The following is an 18808-nucleotide window of genomic DNA, read 5'->3' as shown; positions in this document are numbered from 1 at the left end:
GCTCGTCTGCAGGCGGCGGTCGCTCTAAACTGTCGCGACCGCCTGCCCCGGAGCGTTGCCTTGGTTTCCAACTGGGTTCTTCTGCTGGTTTCCATCGCCTACGCCGCGCTGCTGTTCGGCGTGGCATGGTGGGGCGACCGTCGGCCGATGTACCCCGATCGGCCGTGGCTGCGGCCGGTGGTCTACAGCCTGGCACTGGCGGTGTACTGCTCGTCCTGGACTTTCTACGGCGCGGTGGGCACCGCGGTGCGCAGTGGCTTTGGCTACCTGCCGATCTACATCGGCCCGCTGTTGATGATGGTGTTCGGCTGGCGGCTGATCGAGCGCCTCGCACTGGTGGCACGCAGCCAGAACGTGGTGTCCATCGCCGACTTCATTTCCTCGCGCTTCGGCCGCTCACGGCGGCTGGCCGCGCTGGTGGCGGTCATCGCGCTGGTCGGCATCGTCCCTTATCTGGCCCTGCAGTACAAAGCGGTGGCGATGAGCCTGGAGGTGCTGACCGACAACCACGGACCCACCGGTTACTTCAGCGACCCGGCACTGTATGTGGCGCTGCTGATGGCACTGTTCGCCACGCTCTTCGGTACCCGCCAGGTAGACGCCACCGAGCATCATCACGGCATGATGCTGGCCATTGCCTTCGAGTCGGTGGTCAAGCTGCTGGCCATGGTAGCCGTGGGCGTGTTCGCCTATGTGTGGCTCAACGACCGCACCGATGCAGTAGTCGAGTCGGCACATACGCTGTTCACCTCGCTGCCACCTGTGGGGTTTGTGTCGCAGACGCTGCTCAGCTTCCTGGCCATCATCTGTCTGCCCCGTCAGTTTCATGTAGCCGTCGTTGAATGCGGTGACGTGCGCGATGTACGCCGCGCGCGCTGGATGTTCGGCGGCTACCTGGTCGTGATCTCGGCGATGGTGATTCCGATCGCCACCGCCGGCGTCACCCTGTTCGGGGCGGGTAGTGGCGTGGCCGACGATGCCATGGTGCTGGCCTTCCCGCTGGCCGAAGGGCGCAATGCGCTGGCCCTGGTGGCCTACGTCGGCGGTTTCTCCGCCGCTACCGGCATGGTCATCGTCTCCTCCATCGCGCTGGCGACCATGGTCAGCAACGACTTGGTGATGCCGGTGCTGCTGCGCCGCAGTGGCGACCACCAGGAAGCGGCGGATGTCGCCTCAAGGGTGCTGTGGATCCGCCGCCTGGCGATTCTGCTGCTGGCCTTCATGGCGTACAGCTACTACCGCAGCACCAGCAACGATGCCACGCTGGCCTCGTACGGATTGATGGCGTTCGCCGCTGTTGCGCAGTTCGCCCCGGGGCTGATCGGTGGGCTGTACTGGCGTGGTGCCAGCCGGCGTGGCGTCGAGCTGGGCATTATCTTCGGCTTCGCCACCTGGATCTACACACTGCTGCTGCCCGCGCTGACCCTGGCCGGGTGGCTGGATGCGGGCTGGGTGCTTAAGGGGCCATTCGGTCTCGACTGGCTGCGTCCACAGGCCCTGTTCGGCCTGCGTGGCTGGGATCCGCTGACCCATGGCACCTTCTGGTCGCTGCTGGTCAATGCAGCCACCATGATGCTCGTATCAGCGCGTTGGCGGCCGGGCGTGGATGAGCGGCTGCGTGCCGCGCCGTTCCTTGACCCCTATGCGCAACGTCCGTCGGTGGCCGGTGGCTGGCCGGGTCACGTGCATGTCGGCGACCTGCTCGCGCTGGCTTCGCGCGTGGTTGGTGAACGTCACGCGCGCCGCTCGTTCTTCGAGCAGGCACAGTCGATGGGGCGGGACCTGCAGACCCAGGCAGCGGCGGACCGGCCTTGGGTGCAGTTCACCGAGCGCCTGCTGGCCGCGTCGATCGGCGCGGCCTCGGCGCGCCTGCTGCTGACCAGTCTGCTGCGTGGCTCGGGTATGGACCTGGGCGAGGTGGTGGCCGTACTGGATGAGGCCGGCCAGGAACTGCGCTTCAACCGCGAGATCCTGTCCACCACGCTGGAAAACATCAGCGCCGGTGTCAGTGTGGTCGATCCGGACATGCGGCTGACGGCGTGGAACCGCCGCTACCAGGACATGTTCGGGTATCCCGACGGAATGCTGTATGTCGGCCGCCCGGTGGCCGACCTCATCCGCTACAACGCCGAGCGCGGCGAGCTGGGCGAGGGTGACATCGAGGACCAGATCAACCGGCGGATCGGCTACATGCGGGCCGGTTCGGCGCATGTGTTCGAGCGTACCCGCAGCGACGGCAAGGTCATCGAAATGCGCGGCCAGGCGCTGCCCGGCGGCGGCTATGTGACCAGCTACAACGACATCACCGACTACAAGCACGCGGAAAAGGCCCTGCTCGAAGCCAACGAAACGCTGGAGCAGCGCGTTGCCGAGCGCTCGCACGAAGCCGAGGTGGCCCAGCAGTCGAAAACCCGCTTCCTGGCCGCCATCAGCCACGACGTGCTGCAGCCGTTGAACGCAGCGCGGCTGTTCGCCTCTGCGTTGCGCGACAGCCATGGCAACAACGAGGAACAGCGCCACTTGGCCGAGCGTGTCGATGCTTCGCTGCGTGCCGCCGAAGAGCTGCTTGACGGGCTGCTGGACGTGTCGCGGCTGGATGCCGGTGGCCTGCATCCATTGATCGGTGAGTTCGACGTCAGCGCGCTGATGCGCGAACTCGCCGCTCAGTACTCACCGGTGGCCGCCGGGCGGGGCCTGCGTCTGGACGTATTCGCACGGCCCGCCTGGGTGCGCAGCGACCGCCGTCTGCTGCGCCGGGTGCTGCAGAATTTCCTCGCCAATGCGCTGCGCTACACCCGGCAGGGTCGCATTGTATTGGCCGTGCGAGTCCGTGCCGCAGAGGTGGAGCTGCAGGTATGGGATACCGGCCCGGGTATTCCCGAGCACCACATGCGGCAGATCTTCGAGGAGTTCCACCGGTACCAGCAGCCGTTCGACTGGGGCGAACAGGGGCTGGGGCTGGGACTGTCGATCTGCCAGCGCATCTCGCGCCTGCTGGATCATCGACTCAATGCCCGCAGCCACGTCGGCAAGGGATCGATGTTCTCGATCATCCTGCCACGGGTGGTACCGGCACAGGGGGTCACAGAAGCGGCAGCCGTACCAGCTTCATCCGCCTCGCCGATGCGATCGGATTCGCTGGCGGGGATGCGGGTACTGTGTGTGGACAATGATGAGGAGATCCTCGATGGCATGCGCGCGCTGCTCGGCCGCTGGCAGGTGCAGGTAATCACCGCCAGCACGGTGGACCAGGCCCTGCAGAAGGTCGCCGAGCAGCCGGATGTGATGCTGGTCGATTACCACCTGCATGATCGCCTTGACGGACTGGACACCCTGATCGCGCTGCGCGAGGCGGCAGCGCGGCCCCTGCCCGGCGCGTTGCTGACCGCCGATGGTCGCGACGAGCTCAAGCGCATGGCCCGCGACCGCGGTTATCGCGTGCTGACCAAGCCGATCAAACCCGCATCACTGCGCGCCTTCCTGGCCGCCCTGCGCGAGACCCGCAGCGAAGACTAGCGCGACCGGGTAAAGCCGACCCTACGGTCGGCTCACGCGCGCAGCGCGTTGGGGTGATCGCGATCTGCACGGAGAGCAGCCGACCGGGGAGCAGCTTTACGGAAGCCGGTCAACGGCTCAGGCGGCGCCGCTGAGGTGTTCGTACAGGATGGTGCCGCCGATCAGCAGCAGGATCACGCCACCGACGATCTCGGCGCGCTTGCCGACCAGGCTGCCGAGCACGCGGCCGAGCATGATGCCGGCGGTCACCATGGTCAGGGTGCACAGGCCGATCACCAGTGCCATCACGCCGATGTGGACGTCGAGGAACGCCAGGCCGATGCCGACGGCGAGTGCGTCGATGCTGGTGGCGAAGCCGGTCAGCGCCAGACGCCAGAAACCATGGTGGCGTGCGGCCTCTTCGTCACTCTCCGCTTCTTCCGGCTGCAGCCCGTTGTAGATCATGTGCAGGCCCAGCACCCCGAGCAGGCCAAAAGCGATCCAGTGATCGTAGGCTTCCACGTACTGCAGAGCGGCACGGCCGAGCAGCCAGCCGATCACGGGGGTGATCGCCTCGATCGCACCGAAAATCAAGCCGGCGCGCAGCGCATCGCGGAACGCCGGCCTGCGCATCGCCGCGCCCTTGCCGATCGCGGCGGCGAAGGCGTCGGTGGACATGGCAAAGCCGATGAGAAGCATGGAAACAGGAGACATGGCGGCAGCGGAGGGTCGGGCGAAGACGGACGCACGGCCTGCGTTCGCGCCCAACCTCATGTTGCGCACGCAGACCGCTGGTCTCGCCAACCATCATGGTTGTCCACGCCACGGCGCACTGGCCGAGTATGTTGACGTGGACGACTCCTGCAAAGGAATCCGGCTACTCCCCAAGGGGACGCGAAGCTTAGCACCCCTGCGCTCGCTGTCACCGTCCCCGCGCGAATGCGCAGGGAAGGCTGGTTTTCATAGCCAAGGCTATATCAGCACCCGGTGGCGCGAAGGCTGCCCGGCCGCGGGATCTCAGTCCTCTTCCGGCGGCAGCACGATCGCGTCGTCATCGATGGCCAGCTTGCCGGCCATCAGCACTGCCTGAGTGCGATTGGTGACACCCAGCTTGCGCAGGATGGCGGTGACGTGCGCTTTGATCGTGGCCTCGGAGACGTTGAGGTCGTAGGCGATCTGCTTGTTCAAGCGGCCGGCACCGAGCATCTGCAGCACGCGGAACTGCTGCGGGGTGAGTTCGCGCAGGCGTTGGCCGACCTCGCGCTCCTCGCGGCCGGTGGGCGGCACGTTATGTGCCTCCGGGGGCGCCCAGGTTTCGCCATCAAGCACGGCACCAAGTGCCTGGCCGATCGTGTCGGAGTCGGCCGACTTGGGAATGAAACCGAACGCACCGTGGTCCAGTGCGCGCCGCATCACCATGGGCTCTTCGCGGGCCGACACCACCACCACTGGCAGGTGCGGGTGCAGTGAGCGCATGTGCACCAGCGCGTTGAAGCCCTGTGCGCCGGGCATGTTGAGGTCCATCAGGACCAGGTCGGCGTCGTTGTGCTGGTCGGCCAGTGCATACAGCGCTTCGACGCTGTCGGCTTCGAACAGCTGGACACCCGGAATGACACGTTGCACGGCGCCGCGCAGGGCTTCGCGGAACAGCGGATGATCGTCGGCAATCAGGAGGGTGGGCATGATGTTCAGCATACGGGGGAACAGGGGGCAGGGCGGTGCGCCCGATGCGGTGCCGGTGCCCGGAGCCCTCCCACCCCGGGTGCCTGCAGGCCGCATCGCTGCGTCACCGCCGTGCGGCGTTACTTGACCTTGCGCTCGTCCACCAGCGAAGCCACCACCGAGGGGTCGGCCAGGGTCGAGGTATCGCCGAGCTGGTCAGGTGCATTCTCGGCGATCTTGCGCAGGATGCGGCGCATGATCTTGCCCGAACGTGTCTTCGGCAGGCCCGGCGCCCACTGCAGGTGGTCGGGGGTCGCGATCGGACCGATTTCCTTGCGCACCCAGGCGATCAGCTCCTTGTGCAGTTCATCGCTGGGGGCTTCTTCGGCGACGAGGGTGACATAGGCGTAGATGCCCTGGCCCTTCACATCGTGCGGGAAGCCCACCACAGCGGCCTCGGCCACCTTCGGGTGCGAGACCAGCGCGCTTTCCACCTCTGCGGTGCCGATGCGATGGCCGGAGACGTTGATCACGTCGTCCACGCGGCCGGTGATCCAGTAGTAGCCGTCTTCGTCGCGGCGGCAACCGTCGCCGGTGAAGTACGCACCCGGGTAGGTGCGGAAATAGGTATCGATGAAGCGCTGGTCATCGCCGTAGACGGTGCGCATCTGCCCCGGCCACGAATCGCGGATGATCAGGTTGCCTTCAGTGGCGCCGTCCTTGATCTCGCCGTCGGCATTGACCAGCGCCGGCTGCACGCCGAAGAAGGGCAGGGTGGCCGAGCCCGGCTTGAGGTCCATCGCACCGGCCAGCGGTGAGATCAGGATGCCGCCGGTCTCGGTCTGCCACCAGGTATCCACGATCGGGCAGCGGCTGTCACCGACCACCTCGTAATACCAGCGCCAGGCCTCGGGGTTGATCGGCTCGCCAACACTGCCAAGCAGGCGCAGCGAGGCGCGCGAGGTCTTCTTTACCGGCTCGTCGCCTTCGCGCATCAGGGCGCGGATTGCGGTCGGGGCGGTGTAGAAGAGTGTGACCTTGTGCTTGTCGATCACGTTCCAGAACCGCGAGGTGTCCGGGAAATTCGGCACGCCCTCGAACATCAGCGAGGTGGCACCGTTGGCCAGCGGGCCGTAGACGATGTAGCTGTGGCCGGTGACCCAGCCCACGTCGGCGGTGCACCAGTACACATCGTCCTCGCGCAGGTCGAACACCGCCTCATGCGTGTAGGCGGCATACAGCAGGTAGCCGGCGGTGGTGTGCAGCACGCCCTTGGGCTTGCCGGTCGAACCGGAGGTATACAGGATGAACAGCGGGTCCTCGGCATTCATGCGCTCGGGCTCGCAGGTCGCCGGCTGACTGTCGACCACATCGTGGAACCAGCGGTCGCGTGGGGCCTGCATGTCCACCGCGCCGCCGGTGTGGCGCACCACCAGGACGGTTTCAACGGTGTTGGTGCCCGGCAGCTTCAGCGCTGCGTCGACGTTCGCCTTCAGCGGGACCTTGCGGCCACCGCGCAGGCCCTCGTCGGCGGTGATGATCAGCTTGCTCTGGCAGTCGCTGACGCGGTCGGCGATGGAGTTCGGCGCGAAGCCGCCGAACACCACCGAGTGGATCGCGCCGATGCGCGCGCAGGCCAGCATCGCCACGGCCGCATCGACGATCATCGGCAGGTAGATGGTGACCCGGTCGCCCTTCTGCACGCCGAGGTTGCGCAGCGCATTGCCGAGCCGGCACACGCGCTCGTAGAGCTCGCGGTAGCTGACGTGCTGCGCCGGTGCTTCCGGGCTGTCCGGCTCGAACAGCAGGGCCGTCTTGTCGCCACGTGTTGCCAGCTGACGGTCCAGGCAGTTCACGCTGGCGTTGAGCTCGCCATCCTCAAACCACTTGATGTGGAAGTCAGCCAGGTCATAACTGACGTTCTTGATCTTCGTCGGCGCCTTGAGCCAGTCAAGACGCTTGGCCGCCTCGCCCCAGAACGCGTCTGGATTCTCGATGGACGCCTTGTACTGCTTCTCGTAAGTGCTCTTGTCGATGCGCGCCTTGGCGGCGAACTGGGAATCGACCGGATAAACGTCAGCCATCTGCACCCTCACTTGCACGTGGACTTATGTGCGGTCGCAGCATGCCGCGCGACCTTTCCCTTCCAGTTTGCCCCATCACCGGGCACGCGCGTGTCGACGGTGCTTAGACCTTGGTCGTAACCGGCAGGGGTAACGCGTATCGGGACGAGGCGGGTACGACTAATGGCCAATAGCGGGGGTGCGGCAGGGCGTCGCACGCTCGGGTCAACCGTGCCCCACGCGCGGCTTCAACCTTGCCACTTGGGAGAGAGGGCAACATGAGCCACCGTACGTTGAACACCGTGCGCAAACCGTTGGCGGCCTGCCTGCTGGTCGCGCTGGTTGCACCGGGCATGGCGTTCGCACAGACCGCAAAGGGTCAGTCCGCACGCGAACAGGCGCTGGAGGCACGGGTCGCCGACCTGGAGCGCCAGGTGCAGCGACTGCTGGATTCGCAGCAGCAGCAACAGAGCCAGATCAGCCAGACCCAGCAGGCCGTCACCGAGGTGAGAACGGTGCAGGCCGAGCAGCGCCCGGCAGTACCAGCCGGCAAGCAGCCGATCCAGGTCACCACCATCACCCCGGGGGCCGCGCCGGGCACCACGGTCAAGATCGGCGGCTTCATCAAGGCCGACTTCCTGGCCACCCAGACCGGCGATGGGCAGCTTGCCGACGACGCCACCGGGCGCGCGCTGTACCTGCCCGGGCAGACGCCGGTGCAGGGCGCCGGCGGCAGTGGCGAGCGCTCCGGCGTCGACTACAACGCGCACGCCAAGTTCTCGCGCTTCAACCTGGGCATCGACAACGTCAGCCAGTCCGGTGACAAGGCTGGTGCGTTCTTTGAAATGGACTTCTTCGGCAACTCGCTGGGCAACCAGACCGCAACCAACACGTATGGCGTGACCCTGCGTCACGCCTACATGTACTGGAACAACTGGATGGCCGGCCAGACCTGGTCCAACTTCATGGACGCGGCATCGCTGCCGGAGGCGGTCGACTTCGTCGGCCCGACCGATGGCGTGGTGTTCGTCCGCCAGGCACAGATCCGTTACACCAACGGCGGCTTCAGCGTCGCGCTGGAAAACCCGGAAACCACCACGCTCACCGGCACGCGCAATCCGGTCACCGGCGTGTGGACCAATGCCAGCGCCAGCGCCGACCGGGGCGGCCTGCCTGACCTGACCGTGCGTTACGGCTGGAAGGGCGACTGGGGCACCTTTGGCGTGGCCGGCCTGGTGCGTCAGCTCAAGGTCGACAACCAGGGCACGGGCGCTGATGCCAGCAAGGTCGCCGGCGGCCTGACCCTGGGCGGCAAGTGGGTCATGGCCGACAGCGACAGCCTGCACTACCAGTTGACCGGTGGTGAGGGTATTTCGCGTTATATCGGTCTGGGCATCACCGCCGATACCGCTTATGACGCCGCACGCGACGAGCTGGCCACCACCGGCGTGCTCGCCGGCTATGTCGGCTGGCGTCATGCCTTCAGCCCGAAACTGCGCACCAACCTGATCTATGCGCGCAGCGACTACGACAACGACGGCAGCCTCGGTCCGCTGGTCACCAAGAGCGTGCAGAGCATCCGCGGCAACGTCTTCTACTCACCCATGCCCAAGGTCGATGTCGGCGCCGAGCTGATGTACGGCGTGCGCGAAATCGAGGACGGCCGCCGCGGTGACATCCGCCGCGTCCAGTTCACCACCAAGTACAGCTTCTGAACATCGGCCGACCCTGGTCGGCCAATACAGCTACGCGGTTGCCGGCTACGGCCGGCAACCACCAACAACGATTGCTTCGGAGGGGAAGCGTCTCATGTCCAGCACACCCAGCGCCGCGCCAGCGGGCAGCCTGACCAAAGGCCACAAGAAGGTCATTTTCGCGTCGAGCCTCGGCACGGTCTTCGAGTGGTATGACTTCTTTCTGTACGGGTCCTTGGCAGCCATCATCGCCAAGCAGTTCTTCAGCGGCTTCAACGAAACCACCAGCATGATCTTCGCCCTGCTGGCGTTTGCCGCAGGTTTCTTCGTGCGTCCGTTCGGCGCGGCCTTCTTCGGCAGCCTCGGCGACCGCATCGGCCGCAAGTACACCTTCCTGGTCACGATCCTGATCATGGGCATCTCGACCTTCCTCGTCGGCGTGCTGCCCAACTACGCTTCGATCGGCTTTGCCGCACCGGTGATCCTGATCATCCTGCGTCTGGCCCAGGGCCTGGCGATGGGCGGCGAGTACGGCGGCGCGGCCACCTACGTGGCCGAACATGCACCGGATGACAAGCGCGGTCTGTACACCAGCTTCATCCAGTGCACCGCCACCCTCGGCCTGTTCATGTCGCTGCTGATCATCCTGGCCTGCCGCTACTTCCTGGGCAATGAGGCGTTTGAAGCCTGGGGCTGGCGCATTCCGTTCCTGGTCTCGATCGTGCTGCTGGGCATCTCGGTGTGGATTCGTCTGCAGCTGAGCGAATCGCCGCTGTTCCAGCAGATGAAGGCCGAGGGCAAGGGCTCCAAGACCCCGTTCCGTGACAGTCTCAGGGGCGGCAACCTGAAGCTGATGCTGCTGGTGCTGCTGGGTGCGGCCGCAGGCCAGGCCGTGGTCTGGTACGGCGGTCAGTTCTACGCCCTGTTCTTCCTGAGCAGCATGCTCAAGGTCGATGCCACCACCTCCTACCTGTTGATCGCGGCCGCGCTGGCGCTGGGCGTGCCGTTCTTCATCTTCTTCGGCTGGCTGTCCGACCGTATCGGCCGCAAGAAGATCATCCTGGCCGGCTGCCTGCTGGCCGCCATCACCTACATCCCGATCTTCAAGGGCCTGACCCACTTCGCCAATCCGGCCATCGAAGAAGCCCGTTCCTCGGCACCGGCACTGGTCATCGCCGACCCGAGCACCTGCTCCTTCCAGTTCGATCCGGTGGGCATGCGCAAGTTCACCAGCTCCTGCGATGTGGCCACCGCGGCACTGACAAAGGCGGGTGTGCCGTATGACGTGCAGTCGGCCGAGCCGGGTTCGCTGGCGGTGGTGAGCGTGGGTGACGGCAAGGTCACCTCGTACGAGGCGGCGGGCCTGACCGCCGAGGACCGCACGGCCAAGGCCGCTGCCTTCGGTGGCGAGCTGAAGGACGCACTGACCGCTGCGGGCTACCCGGCCAAGGCTGACAACGCGCGCATCAACTGGGCCGGCACGATCTTCATGCTGTGGCTGCTGGTGCTGTACGTGACCATGGTCTATGGCCCGATTGCCGCCTACCTGGTCGAGCTGTTCCCGACCCGCATCCGCTACACCTCGATGTCGCTGCCCTACCACATCGGCAACGGCTGGTTCGGTGGCTTCCTGCCGGCGATCTCTTTCGCGCTGGTGGCCGGTACCGGCAACCTGTACTACGGCCTGTGGTACCCGATCATCATCGCGCTGATGTCGGTGGTCATCGGTGGCCTGTTCCTGCGTGAGACGAAGAACGTGGATATCCGCCAGTAACCGGCAGACGTTCTGTAATGAAGAAAGGCCGCGGTGCGAACCGCGGCCTTTCTTTTCACCGGCGCCCGGTTGCCGCTGGTGGGCAGCGACCGTGGGACGTCACGCTGCGTGCTGAGCCGGCCGTGCCGTTGCGGCCAAGGCCTGCTCTTCGCATCCCGCGCGACGCCCCTGCCTTTATAGTCGGGCCATGACCGCCGCGATCCCCGCCGACCTGAAGCCTCTGCTGCACACCCTGCGCGCTGCCTGGCTGCGGCAGCGGCCCTGTGTGCAGCAGCGCGAGGATGACCTGCGCCGCCTGCGTGCGGCACTGAAGCCACGTCTGGACGAGATGGCCCGCGCCATCGCCGCCGATTTCGGCCACCGCTCGCAGGATGAGTCGCGCATCGCCGATGGCATGAGTGTGCTGTCGGCCATCGACCACCTCCTGCGCCAGCTGCACCGCTGGGTGCGTCCGCGCCATGCGGCGGCGGGCTGGAAGCTGTGGCCGGCGCGCGCGCAGCTGCGCCCGACTCCGCTTGGGGTGGTGGGGGTCATCTCGCCGTGGAACTATCCGGTGACTCTGGCTCTGGTGCCATTGGCCACCGCCATTGCCGCCGGCAACCATGTCCTGCTGAAGCCCTCCGAACATACGCCGCGCACCAGTGCCTTCCTGGCCGATCTGCTGGCCAGCGTGTTTCCTGCCGACCGGGTGACGGTGGTGCAGGGCGGTGCCGATGTTGCCGCCGCGGTGTCCGCGCTGCCGCTGGACCATCTGGTATTCACCGGCTCCACCGCAACAGGACGCAAGGTGATGGCGGCCGCAGCCGAGCACCTCGTCCCGCTGACGCTGGAACTTGGTGGCAAGTCGCCGGCCATCGTGTGTGCCGGCTACCCCCTGCCCAGGGCGGCCGCGCGGCTGGCCACCGGCAAGTTCTTCAACGCTGGCCAGACCTGCATCGCACCGGACTACGTGCTGGTGGACAGTGCACGCCAGCGCGAGCTCGTGCAGGCCCTGCAGGAGCAGGTGCGCGCGCGCTACGGTGATTTCAGCCGGGCCGACGACTACACCCGGATCATCAATGAAGGGCAGTACCGGCGGCTGCAGGGCTACCTGGCGCAGGCGCGCGAGCGCGGTTGTGCGGTGATCGCGCTGGCCCAGGTGGACCCGGCGCGTGCCGAGCGCGAGCGCCTGCTGGTGCCGACCGTGGTCCTCGACCCGCCACCGGACCTGGACCTGATGACCGAGGAGATATTCGGCCCGATCCTGCCGGTATGCGCCTATCGCGCGCTGGATGCCGCGTTGGACCAGATCGTCGCCCGCGACCGGCCATTGGCCCTGTACCCCTTCAGTGATGACCGCCGCACCATCGAACATATCCTCGGCCGGGTGGTGGCAGGCGGCGTGACGGTCAACGACACCCTGCTGCATTTCGCCGCCGACGGCCTGCCGTTTGGCGGCGTGGGGGCCAGTGGCATGGGCGCTTACCACGGCCGCGCCGGCTTTGATGGCATGAGCAAGCTGCTGCCGGTGCTGTGGCAGTCGCGCTGGGCTGTCACCGACCTGCTGCGCCCGCCGTACGCGAGGACTGCCGGGTTGCTGCGGATGTTGCTGCGCTGAAGGCAGCGGCGATCTGTGAGCCTGGCGGGCAGAGTCCGGCAGCACAGGGAGGTGCCGGGTAGAATGCGGCCATGAAAATCGCATCGTGGAACGTCAACTCGCTCAATGTCCGTCTGCCGCACCTGGAGCAGTGGCTGAAGGACTTCGGCCCGGACATCGTGGGCATCCAGGAAACCAAGCTGGAGGACCACAAGTTCCCCGACTCGGCGCTGGCTGCGGCAGGTTACCGCAGTGTATTTGCCGGCCAGAAGACCTATAACGGGGTGGCGCTGGTCTCGCGCGAGCCGGCGCAGGACGTGCAGATCGGCATTCCCGGCTTCGAGGACGAGCAGAAGCGCGTCATTGCCGGCACCTTTGGCGACCTGCGGGTGATCAACCTCTACGTGGTCAATGGCCAGGACGTGGGCACCGACAAATACGCCTACAAGCTGCGCTGGCTGGAGGCTGTGCACGCGTGGATCGCCACCGAGCTGCAGCGCCATCCCAGGCTGATCGTGCTGGGCGACTTCAACATCGCGCCGGACGAACGCGACGTGCATGACCCGTTGGTGTGGAACGACAACCACATCCTGACCTCCACGGCCGAGCGCGGCGCGCTGAACAAGCTGCTGCAGCTGGGTCTCAGCGATGGCTTCCGCCTGCACAACGAGGAGGCGGGGGTGTTCAGCTGGTGGGATTATCGTGCGGCCGGCTTCCGTCGCAATCTGGGCCTGCGCATCGACCTGACTCTGGTTTCCGATGCACTGAAGGCTACTGCCGTGGCCTCGGGTATCGACCGCGAGCCGCGCACCTGGGAGCGTCCCAGTGACCATGCGCCGGCGTGGGTGCAGCTGGGCTGATGCCGATCAACCTCGCATCCGGCGGGGGGCAGGTGACGACCATGGGCCGCCACCTGCCGTGCCACATGGTCAGCGCAGGCTTCTGCGGGTGAACAGGTTGACGATGGCCAGCAGGATCACCGCACCCAGCAGCGAGAATAGGAACGAGCGCAGGGTGATGGCAGCGTTGATGCCGTCGCCGAACAACCAGCCCGAGATCAGCGCGCCGACGATGCCGACCACGATGTTGAGGATGATGCCCTGCTGGGCGTCACGTCGCATGATCAGGCTGGCCAGCCAGCCGACGACACCGCCTACGATCAACCAGATGATGATGCCCATTGCGATGACTCCCGGGGTGGACTGTGACCAGTTGACGCGCCTGGCCGTGAAACCGCCGTGCAGCCCGTGCAGGAGGGCGCGATGAGCGCCCTGCCGGCAACGCTGGACGGGCCCTGGCACTTCGGCCCGGTCACCGTATGGCGGCGCGTCCATCAACCCGGCCAACGCGGCGAGCCGCAGGCGCGGCAGGTGCTGGCCCTGGCCCTGTCGCTTGCGCCGGACGCCGTGCCGATCTGTCGCGACCCGCGGGGCCGCCCGGAGCTGACCGCGGAATTCTCGCAGTACGGCACCGGCTGGAGTCACAGTGGCGATGTGCTGCTGGTGGCATTGGGCGAAGGCGTGCGGTTGGGGGTCGACCTGGAGCTGTTGCGTCCCCGCCCCCGCATGCTGGAAATCGCCGAGCGCTTTTTCCATCCGCAGGAATACCAGTGGCTGCAGGGACTGGACCTGGCCGCGCGCGAGCATTGGTTCTTCCGTCTGTGGTGTGCCAAGGAAGCGCTGCTGAAGGCCCAGGGGCAGGGGCTTTCGTTTGGCCTGCACCGCCTGCTGCTGGCCCCGGGCGACGATGGCGCGCTGCATCTGACCTGGTGCGACCCCGCGTTGGGCGATCCGACGCAGTGGCATCTGCACGAATGGCAGGCCAGTGACCGCTTCCGCGCGGCGCTGGCGTGGTACCCGCAGACGCGCTGAAACCGGCGATAATGCCGGTATGAGCGAATCCACCCTTCCGCCCGGCGTCGTGCAGACGCTGGAGCGCGGCCTGGCGCAGATGGGCCTGGCCGCCGACCTGGCGCCGCCGCTGCTGCGCTATCTGGCCCTGCTGCACCGCTGGAACCAGACCTACAACCTCACCGCCATCCGCGACCCGCAGGAGATGGTGACCCGTCACCTGCTCGACTCGCTGGCGATGCAGCCGTTCGTGGCCGATGGCTCGCTGGCCGACCTGGGCACCGGTCCCGGGCTGCCGGGCATTCCGCTGGCCATTGCCTGTCCCGGCCTGCAGGTGACGCTGGTGGAGAGCAACGGCAAGAAAGCGCGGTTCATGCGCGAGGCGGTGCGCCAGCTCGGGCTGGGCAATGCGCGCGTGGCCGAGTCGCGGGCCGAAGCCCTCGATGAAGCGGGCCAGTACGACCAGTTGACCGCGCGCGCGATGGACACGCTGGCCGGCATCGTGCGCGTCGGTGGTCATCTGCTGCGCCCCGGCGGTGTGCTGCTGGCGATGAAAGGCGTGTACCCGCATGAAGAGATCGCCGAGCTGCCGGCGGGCTGGTCGGTACGCGAAGTGACCGCGCTGCAGGTGCCGGGACTGGACGGCGAACGCCACCTGGTCGCCGTTCACGGCCCCTGAAACGGGTCGCCGCCACCGGTTCCGGCCCGCGTGTGGCAACGCACGATTTCCGCCCGGGGCCGGTTGTACGCATAATGACCGATCCGAAGTAACCGTCGACGAGGCTCACCTGCATGGCCCGCATCATCGCCATCGCCAACCAGAAAGGTGGCGTCGGCAAGACCACGACCGCCGTCAACCTGGCCGCGTCCCTCGCCCAGGCCCCCAAGCGTGTGCTGCTGGTGGACCTGGATTCGCAGGGCAACGCAACCATGGGCAGCGGCGTGGACAAGCGCGAGCTGGTCGCCTCGACCTACGACCTGCTGCTGGGCGAAGGCAGTGCGGCCGAGGTCCGTGTGGCCTGTGAGGAAGGCTATGACCTGCTGCCGGGCAACATCGACCTGACCGCAGCCGAAATCCAGCTGATGGCGCAGAACGATCGCGAGCAGCGTCTCAAGCGCGCGCTGGCGCCGGTACGCGACGAGTACGATTTCATCCTCATCGACTGCCCGCCGGCACTTTCGCTGCTGACGCTCAATGCGCTGGCCGCCGCTGATTCGGTGATCGTGCCGATGCAGTGCGAGTACTACGCGCTGGAAGGACTGACCGCGCTGGTGGAGACCATCGACGCACTGAAGGTCAACCTCAACCCCGCGCTGGAGATCGAAGGCGTGCTGCGCACCATGTTCGATGTGCGCAACAACCTGGCCAATGCGGTCTCGGCCCAGCTCACCGAGTATTTCGGTGACCGCGTGTTCCGCACCATCGTGCCGCGCAACGTGCGCCTGGCCGAGGCGCCCAGCCATGGCCAGAGCATCGTCGGCTACGACCGCGCCTCGCGCGGCGGTGTGGCCTATCTCGGTCTGGCCAGCGAGATCATCCGCCGCAACAACGAACGCAGCAAGGCCGACACGGCCGTGGAGACCGCCTGATGAGCAGCAAGCCCGCCGCCGGCAAGAAACGTGGCCTCGGCCGTGGCCTGGATGCCCTGCTCGGCCCGAAGTCGACGGTGAGCCAGGTGCAGACGTCGGTGATCGAGCCACTGCCCGGTGAAGTGCTGCGCAAGCTCGCAGTGGGCCAGCTGCAGCCCGGTAAATACCAGCCACGCCGCGAAATGGACCAGGCCAAGCTCGCCGAGCTGGCCGACTCGATCAGGTCGCAGGGCGTCATCCAGCCGATCCTGGTGCGCCAGCTGCCGGCGGGCAACTATGAGATCGTCGCCGGCGAACGTCGCTGGCGTGCCTCGCAGCTGGCCGGGCTGGACGAAGTGCCGGTGGTGGTGCGCGAGCTGGAAGACCGCACCGTCATCGCGATGGCGCTGATCGAGAACATCCAGCGCGAAGACCTCAATCCGCTCGAAGAAGCCGAAGCGCTGCAGCGGCTGATCAGCGAGTTCGACCTGACCCATGCCGAGGCGGCCGAGGCGGTGGGGCGTTCGCGCGCGGCGGTGTCCAACCTGCTGCGCCTGCTGGAGCTGCCCATCGCCATCCGCCTGCTGCTGGAAAGCCGCCGCCTGGAGATGGGCCACGCCCGCGCCCTGCTGACCCTGGCCCCGGAACTGGCTGGCAAGCTTGCCCAGGAAGCGGCCGATGAAGGCTGGTCGGTGCGCGAGGTCGAGCGCCGCGCGCAGGCCTTCGCCGCCGGCAAGGTGCCCAGCAACCGTCCCCAGGCGCCCACCCGTAGCGCGCCGCAGGCCGATATCGCCTCGCTGGAGACCGAGCTGTCCGAATCGCTGGGCACCCGGGTGGCGATCAACCACGGCCGCGGTGGCAAGGGCAAGCTGGTCATCCACTACACCGATCTGGACACGCTGGACGGCGTGCTGGAAAAGCTCCGCGCCCGCCGCGAGCCCTGAGCCGCCCCTTCACGCGCGGGCGGCCCGACGTCCGCGCCAACGCCCGGATCTGGACATGACCCTTCTGCTCACCGGCGCCGCTGGTTTCATCGGTGCCTACACCGCCCGCGCGCTGCTTCAGGCCGGCCACACCGTGGTCGGCCTGGACAACTTCAACGACTATTACGACCCGCAGATCAAGCGTGACCGGGTGGCCGCGCTATGCCCCACGCTGGACCTGCGTAAGCTGGACCTGACCGACCAGCAGGGACTGGCCGCGCTGTTCGACGAGATCCGGCCGACCGCGGTGATCCATCTGGCGGCACAGGCCGGCGTGCGCTATTCCCTGCAGAACCCGCATGCCTACGTCGACAGCAACCTGACCGGCTTCGTCAACATCCTCGAACTGTGCCGCCATCGCGGCGTGCAGCACCTGGTATATGCCTCCAGCAGCTCGGTCTACGGTGACTCGGCGGTGCCGCCGTTCTCCGAAGACCAGCGCGTGGACCAGCCACGCTCGTTGTACGCGGCCACCAAGGCCGCCAATGAGCTGATGGCCTATACCTACGCCCAGCTATACGGCCTGAAAGCCACCGGGCTGCGCTTCTTCACCGTGTATGGGCCCTGGGGCCGGCCGGACATGGCGCCGTTGCTGTTCTCGCGCGCGGTGCTGGCCGGGCGACCGATCGAGGTCTTCAACGAAGGGCGGATGCAGCGCGATTTCACCCATGTGTCCGACATCGTCGCCGGTATCCTCGGCGCGTTCGCGCATCCGAGCCACGAGCGCGTGCCGCACCGGGTATTCAACCTGGGCAATCACACGCCGGTGGAGCTGGAGCGCTTCATCGCGGTGATCGAGGAAGCGGCCGGGCGCCCGGCACACAAGGTGTACAAGCCGATGCAGCCGGGCGACATGGTGCGCACGATGGCCGATACCCGTCGCGCCCATGACGCGTTCGGCTTTGATCCGATCACGCCGATCAACGTCGGCCTTCCCCCGGTTGTCGCCTGGTGCCGCGATTACTTTGGTGAGCGCGCCTGAGCAAGGGAGCGCGTGCAGGCGTATTCATCATCGGATAACCTCGGCCTCGGAGAATGCGCGGATACCCCGATCCCTCTGGCCGAGTCGCCGATGAGCCATCCCGAGCTTTCCGTTGTTGTTCCTGTCTTCAATGAGCGCGACAACGTCGCTCCGCTTGTGGCCGAGATCGTGGCGGCCCTGCGCGGGCGGCTGCCGTTCGAGATCGTCTATGTCGACGACCATTCGCGCGATGACACCCTGGCCGTGCTGCAGGGGCTCAAGGTCAGTACTCCGGAACTGCGGGTGCTGCGCCACGTGAGCCAGAGCGGCCAGAGCACGGCGGTGCGCACCGGCGTCAAACAGGCACGCGCGCCGTGGATCGCCACGCTCGATGGCGACGGGCAGAACGACCCGGCCGATATTCCGGGCCTGCTGGCTGCACGCGCTGCCGCTGCGCCGCAGGTCAAGCTGTTCGCCGGCTGGCGGGTCAACCGCCAGGACAGCGGCAGCAAGCGCTGGGCCAGCCGATGGGCCAACCGCATCCGGGCCCGCGTGCTGCGTGACGATACGCCGGATACCGGCTGTGGCATCAAGCTGTTTGAGCGCGAGGCCTTCCTTGACCTGCCGTATTTTGATCACATGCATCGTTACCTGCCCGCGCTGATGCAGCGCGCCGGCTGGAAGACGGTGAGCGTGCCGGTCAACCACCGCCACCGCACCGCAGGGGTTTCCAAGTACAACAACCTGGGCCGCGCGCTGGTCGGCATCCGCGACCTGCGCGGCGTGGCCTGGTTGATCGCCCGCAGCCGCTGTACCGACGTGGAGGAGTGCTGATGGAGCTTCACTGGCTGGACCAGCCGCTGACCTGGCTGTACTGGACCGGGCTGCATGTCACCGGCTGGAAGCTGATCGGCTACACCGGCGCGCTGATGTTCGGCGGGCGCTGGCTGGTGCAGTTCGTCGCCTCACGGCGCGCCGGCAGGCCGGTAATTCCCCGGCTGTTCTGGTACATGAGCGTGATTGGCAGCCTGATGACGCTGAGCTACTTCATGTTTTCGGCCAAGCAGGATTCGGTGGGCGTGCTGCAGAACCTGTTCCCGGCGTTCACCGCCCTGTACAGCCTGCACCTGGACATCCAGCACCACGGCTGGAAGCGCGACAAGGCCGTATCGTAGAGCCGG

16 protein-coding genes are annotated in these 18808 nt (G+C 66.7%); 12 read left to right on the top strand and 4 right to left on the bottom strand.

The features are described 5' to 3' along the window. The first annotated feature begins 60 nt into the window (after window positions 1-60). Entirely contained in the window at window positions 61-3516 is a 3456-nt protein-coding gene (locus tag RZA67_RS15630; RefSeq protein ID WP_317213643.1) for a PAS domain-containing hybrid sensor histidine kinase/response regulator, read from the top strand. Between the two features lie 117 nt (window positions 3517-3633). Here RZA67_RS15630 and RZA67_RS15625 read toward each other — a convergent pair whose 3' ends face one another. The 3 genes from RZA67_RS15625 to acs all read right to left on the bottom strand — a co-directional run bounded on the left by RZA67_RS15625 (window position 3634) and on the right by acs (window position 7241). Beyond that, entirely contained in the window at window positions 3634-4209 is a 576-nt protein-coding gene (locus RZA67_RS15625) for a manganese efflux pump MntP family protein (RefSeq protein ID WP_317213642.1), read from the bottom strand. 303 nt (window positions 4210-4512) lie between these two features. Beyond that, window positions 4513-5178: a response regulator transcription factor gene (locus RZA67_RS15620; protein WP_317213641.1), complete on the bottom strand. Its 666-nt coding sequence runs from the start codon at window positions 5176-5178 to the stop codon at window positions 4513-4515. 119 nt (window positions 5179-5297) lie between these two features. Next, window positions 5298-7241, bottom strand: a complete 1944-nt coding sequence (gene acs / locus RZA67_RS15615) for an acetate--CoA ligase (protein WP_317213640.1) — start codon at window positions 7239-7241, stop codon at window positions 5298-5300. A gap of 257 nt (window positions 7242-7498) precedes the next feature. On the opposite strand from acs, the gene RZA67_RS15610 reads away from it, so the two are divergent. The 4 genes from RZA67_RS15610 to xth all read left to right on the top strand — a co-directional run bounded on the left by RZA67_RS15610 (window position 7499) and on the right by xth (window position 13124). Further along, complete coding sequence (locus RZA67_RS15610) at window positions 7499-8935, top strand: DcaP family trimeric outer membrane transporter (RefSeq protein ID WP_317213639.1); 1437 nt, start codon at window positions 7499-7501, stop codon at window positions 8933-8935. A gap of 94 nt (window positions 8936-9029) precedes the next feature. After that, window positions 9030-10688 carry an MFS transporter gene (locus RZA67_RS15605; protein ID WP_317213638.1) on the top strand — a complete coding sequence of 553 codons (1659 nt, stop codon included), beginning with the start codon at window positions 9030-9032 and terminating at the stop codon, window positions 10686-10688. A 187-nt stretch (window positions 10689-10875) separates the two neighbouring features. Then, on the top strand, window positions 10876-12285 hold the full coding sequence (locus RZA67_RS15600) for a coniferyl aldehyde dehydrogenase (RefSeq protein ID WP_317213637.1): 1410 nt from the start codon (window positions 10876-10878) through the stop codon (window positions 12283-12285). Between the two features lie 71 nt (window positions 12286-12356). Continuing rightward, a complete protein-coding gene (gene xth, locus RZA67_RS15595) occupies window positions 12357-13124 on the top strand; it encodes an exodeoxyribonuclease III (RefSeq protein WP_317213636.1) in 768 nt (255 codons plus the stop codon). 69 nt (window positions 13125-13193) lie between these two features. Here xth and RZA67_RS15590 read toward each other — a convergent pair whose 3' ends face one another. Beyond that, the gene (locus RZA67_RS15590; protein ID WP_317213635.1) at window positions 13194-13445 is read right to left on the bottom strand and encodes a GlsB/YeaQ/YmgE family stress response membrane protein; all 252 of its coding nucleotides are present in this window, start codon (window positions 13443-13445) and stop codon (window positions 13194-13196) included. 81 nt (window positions 13446-13526) lie between these two features. Between RZA67_RS15590 and RZA67_RS15585 the strand changes: the two genes are divergently transcribed. From RZA67_RS15585 to RZA67_RS15555, 7 genes are all read left to right on the top strand, one after another. Continuing rightward, on the top strand, window positions 13527-14135 hold the full coding sequence (locus RZA67_RS15585) for a 4'-phosphopantetheinyl transferase superfamily protein (protein ID WP_317213634.1): 609 nt from the start codon (window positions 13527-13529) through the stop codon (window positions 14133-14135). A gap of 19 nt (window positions 14136-14154) precedes the next feature. Further along, window positions 14155-14793, top strand: a complete 639-nt coding sequence (rsmG, locus tag RZA67_RS15580; RefSeq protein ID WP_317213633.1) for a 16S rRNA (guanine(527)-N(7))-methyltransferase RsmG — start codon at window positions 14155-14157, stop codon at window positions 14791-14793. Between the two features lie 113 nt (window positions 14794-14906). Next, entirely contained in the window at window positions 14907-15704 is a 798-nt protein-coding gene (locus RZA67_RS15575; RefSeq protein ID WP_317213632.1) for a ParA family protein, read from the top strand. After that, complete coding sequence (locus RZA67_RS15570; protein ID WP_317213631.1) at window positions 15704-16627, top strand: ParB/RepB/Spo0J family partition protein; 924 nt, start codon at window positions 15704-15706, stop codon at window positions 16625-16627. Before RZA67_RS15575 ends, RZA67_RS15570 begins: the two co-directional genes overlap by 1 nt. A 55-nt stretch (window positions 16628-16682) precedes the next feature. Next, window positions 16683-17648, top strand: a complete 966-nt coding sequence (locus RZA67_RS15565) for an NAD-dependent epimerase/dehydratase family protein (protein WP_317213630.1) — start codon at window positions 16683-16685, stop codon at window positions 17646-17648. Window positions 17649-17738: 90 nt separating this feature from the next. Continuing rightward, complete coding sequence (locus RZA67_RS15560) at window positions 17739-18461, top strand: glycosyltransferase family 2 protein (RefSeq protein ID WP_317213629.1); 723 nt, start codon at window positions 17739-17741, stop codon at window positions 18459-18461. Next, a complete protein-coding gene (locus tag RZA67_RS15555) occupies window positions 18461-18802 on the top strand; it encodes a lipid-A-disaccharide synthase N-terminal domain-containing protein (protein WP_317213628.1) in 342 nt (113 codons plus the stop codon). The genes RZA67_RS15560 and RZA67_RS15555 overlap by 1 nt, the downstream gene beginning before the upstream one ends. Window positions 18803-18808 lie beyond the last annotated feature (6 nt).

The sequence above is a fragment of the Stenotrophomonas sp. C3(2023) genome (genome assembly GCF_032911385.1).
In the GTDB taxonomy this organism is placed as follows: Bacteria; Pseudomonadota; Gammaproteobacteria; order Xanthomonadales; family Xanthomonadaceae; genus Stenotrophomonas.
The sequence above is the reverse complement of the archived record's forward strand: the minus strand, read 5'-3'. Positions and strand labels throughout refer to the sequence as shown.

Excerpts from the sequence above, each read along its gene's own strand:
- RZA67_RS15625 (WP_317213642.1), bottom strand. The coding sequence starts at position 4,209 with ATGTCTCCTGTTTCCATGCTTCTCATCGGCTTTGCCATGTCCACCGAC.
- RZA67_RS15620 (WP_317213641.1), bottom strand. The coding sequence starts at position 5,178 with ATGCCCACCCTCCTGATTGCCGACGATCATCCGCTGTTCCGCGAAGCC.
- acs (WP_317213640.1), bottom strand. The coding sequence starts at position 7,241 with ATGGCTGACGTTTATCCGGTCGATTCCCAGTTCGCCGCCAAGGCGCGC.
- RZA67_RS15610 (WP_317213639.1), top strand. The coding sequence starts at position 7,499 with ATGAGCCACCGTACGTTGAACACCGTGCGCAAACCGTTGGCGGCCTGC.
- RZA67_RS15605 (WP_317213638.1), top strand. The coding sequence starts at position 9,030 with ATGTCCAGCACACCCAGCGCCGCGCCAGCGGGCAGCCTGACCAAAGGC.
- RZA67_RS15600 (WP_317213637.1), top strand. The coding sequence starts at position 10,876 with ATGACCGCCGCGATCCCCGCCGACCTGAAGCCTCTGCTGCACACCCTG.
- xth (WP_317213636.1), top strand. The coding sequence starts at position 12,357 with ATGAAAATCGCATCGTGGAACGTCAACTCGCTCAATGTCCGTCTGCCG.
- RZA67_RS15590 (WP_317213635.1), bottom strand. The coding sequence starts at position 13,445 with ATGGGCATCATCATCTGGTTGATCGTAGGCGGTGTCGTCGGCTGGCTG.
- RZA67_RS15585 (WP_317213634.1), top strand. The coding sequence starts at position 13,527 with ATGAGCGCCCTGCCGGCAACGCTGGACGGGCCCTGGCACTTCGGCCCG.
- rsmG (WP_317213633.1), top strand. The coding sequence starts at position 14,155 with ATGAGCGAATCCACCCTTCCGCCCGGCGTCGTGCAGACGCTGGAGCGC.
- RZA67_RS15575 (WP_317213632.1), top strand. The coding sequence starts at position 14,907 with ATGGCCCGCATCATCGCCATCGCCAACCAGAAAGGTGGCGTCGGCAAG.
- RZA67_RS15570 (WP_317213631.1), top strand. The coding sequence starts at position 15,704 with ATGAGCAGCAAGCCCGCCGCCGGCAAGAAACGTGGCCTCGGCCGTGGC.
- RZA67_RS15565 (WP_317213630.1), top strand. The coding sequence starts at position 16,683 with ATGACCCTTCTGCTCACCGGCGCCGCTGGTTTCATCGGTGCCTACACC.
- RZA67_RS15560 (WP_317213629.1), top strand. The coding sequence starts at position 17,739 with ATGAGCCATCCCGAGCTTTCCGTTGTTGTTCCTGTCTTCAATGAGCGC.
- RZA67_RS15555 (WP_317213628.1), top strand. The coding sequence starts at position 18,461 with ATGGAGCTTCACTGGCTGGACCAGCCGCTGACCTGGCTGTACTGGACC.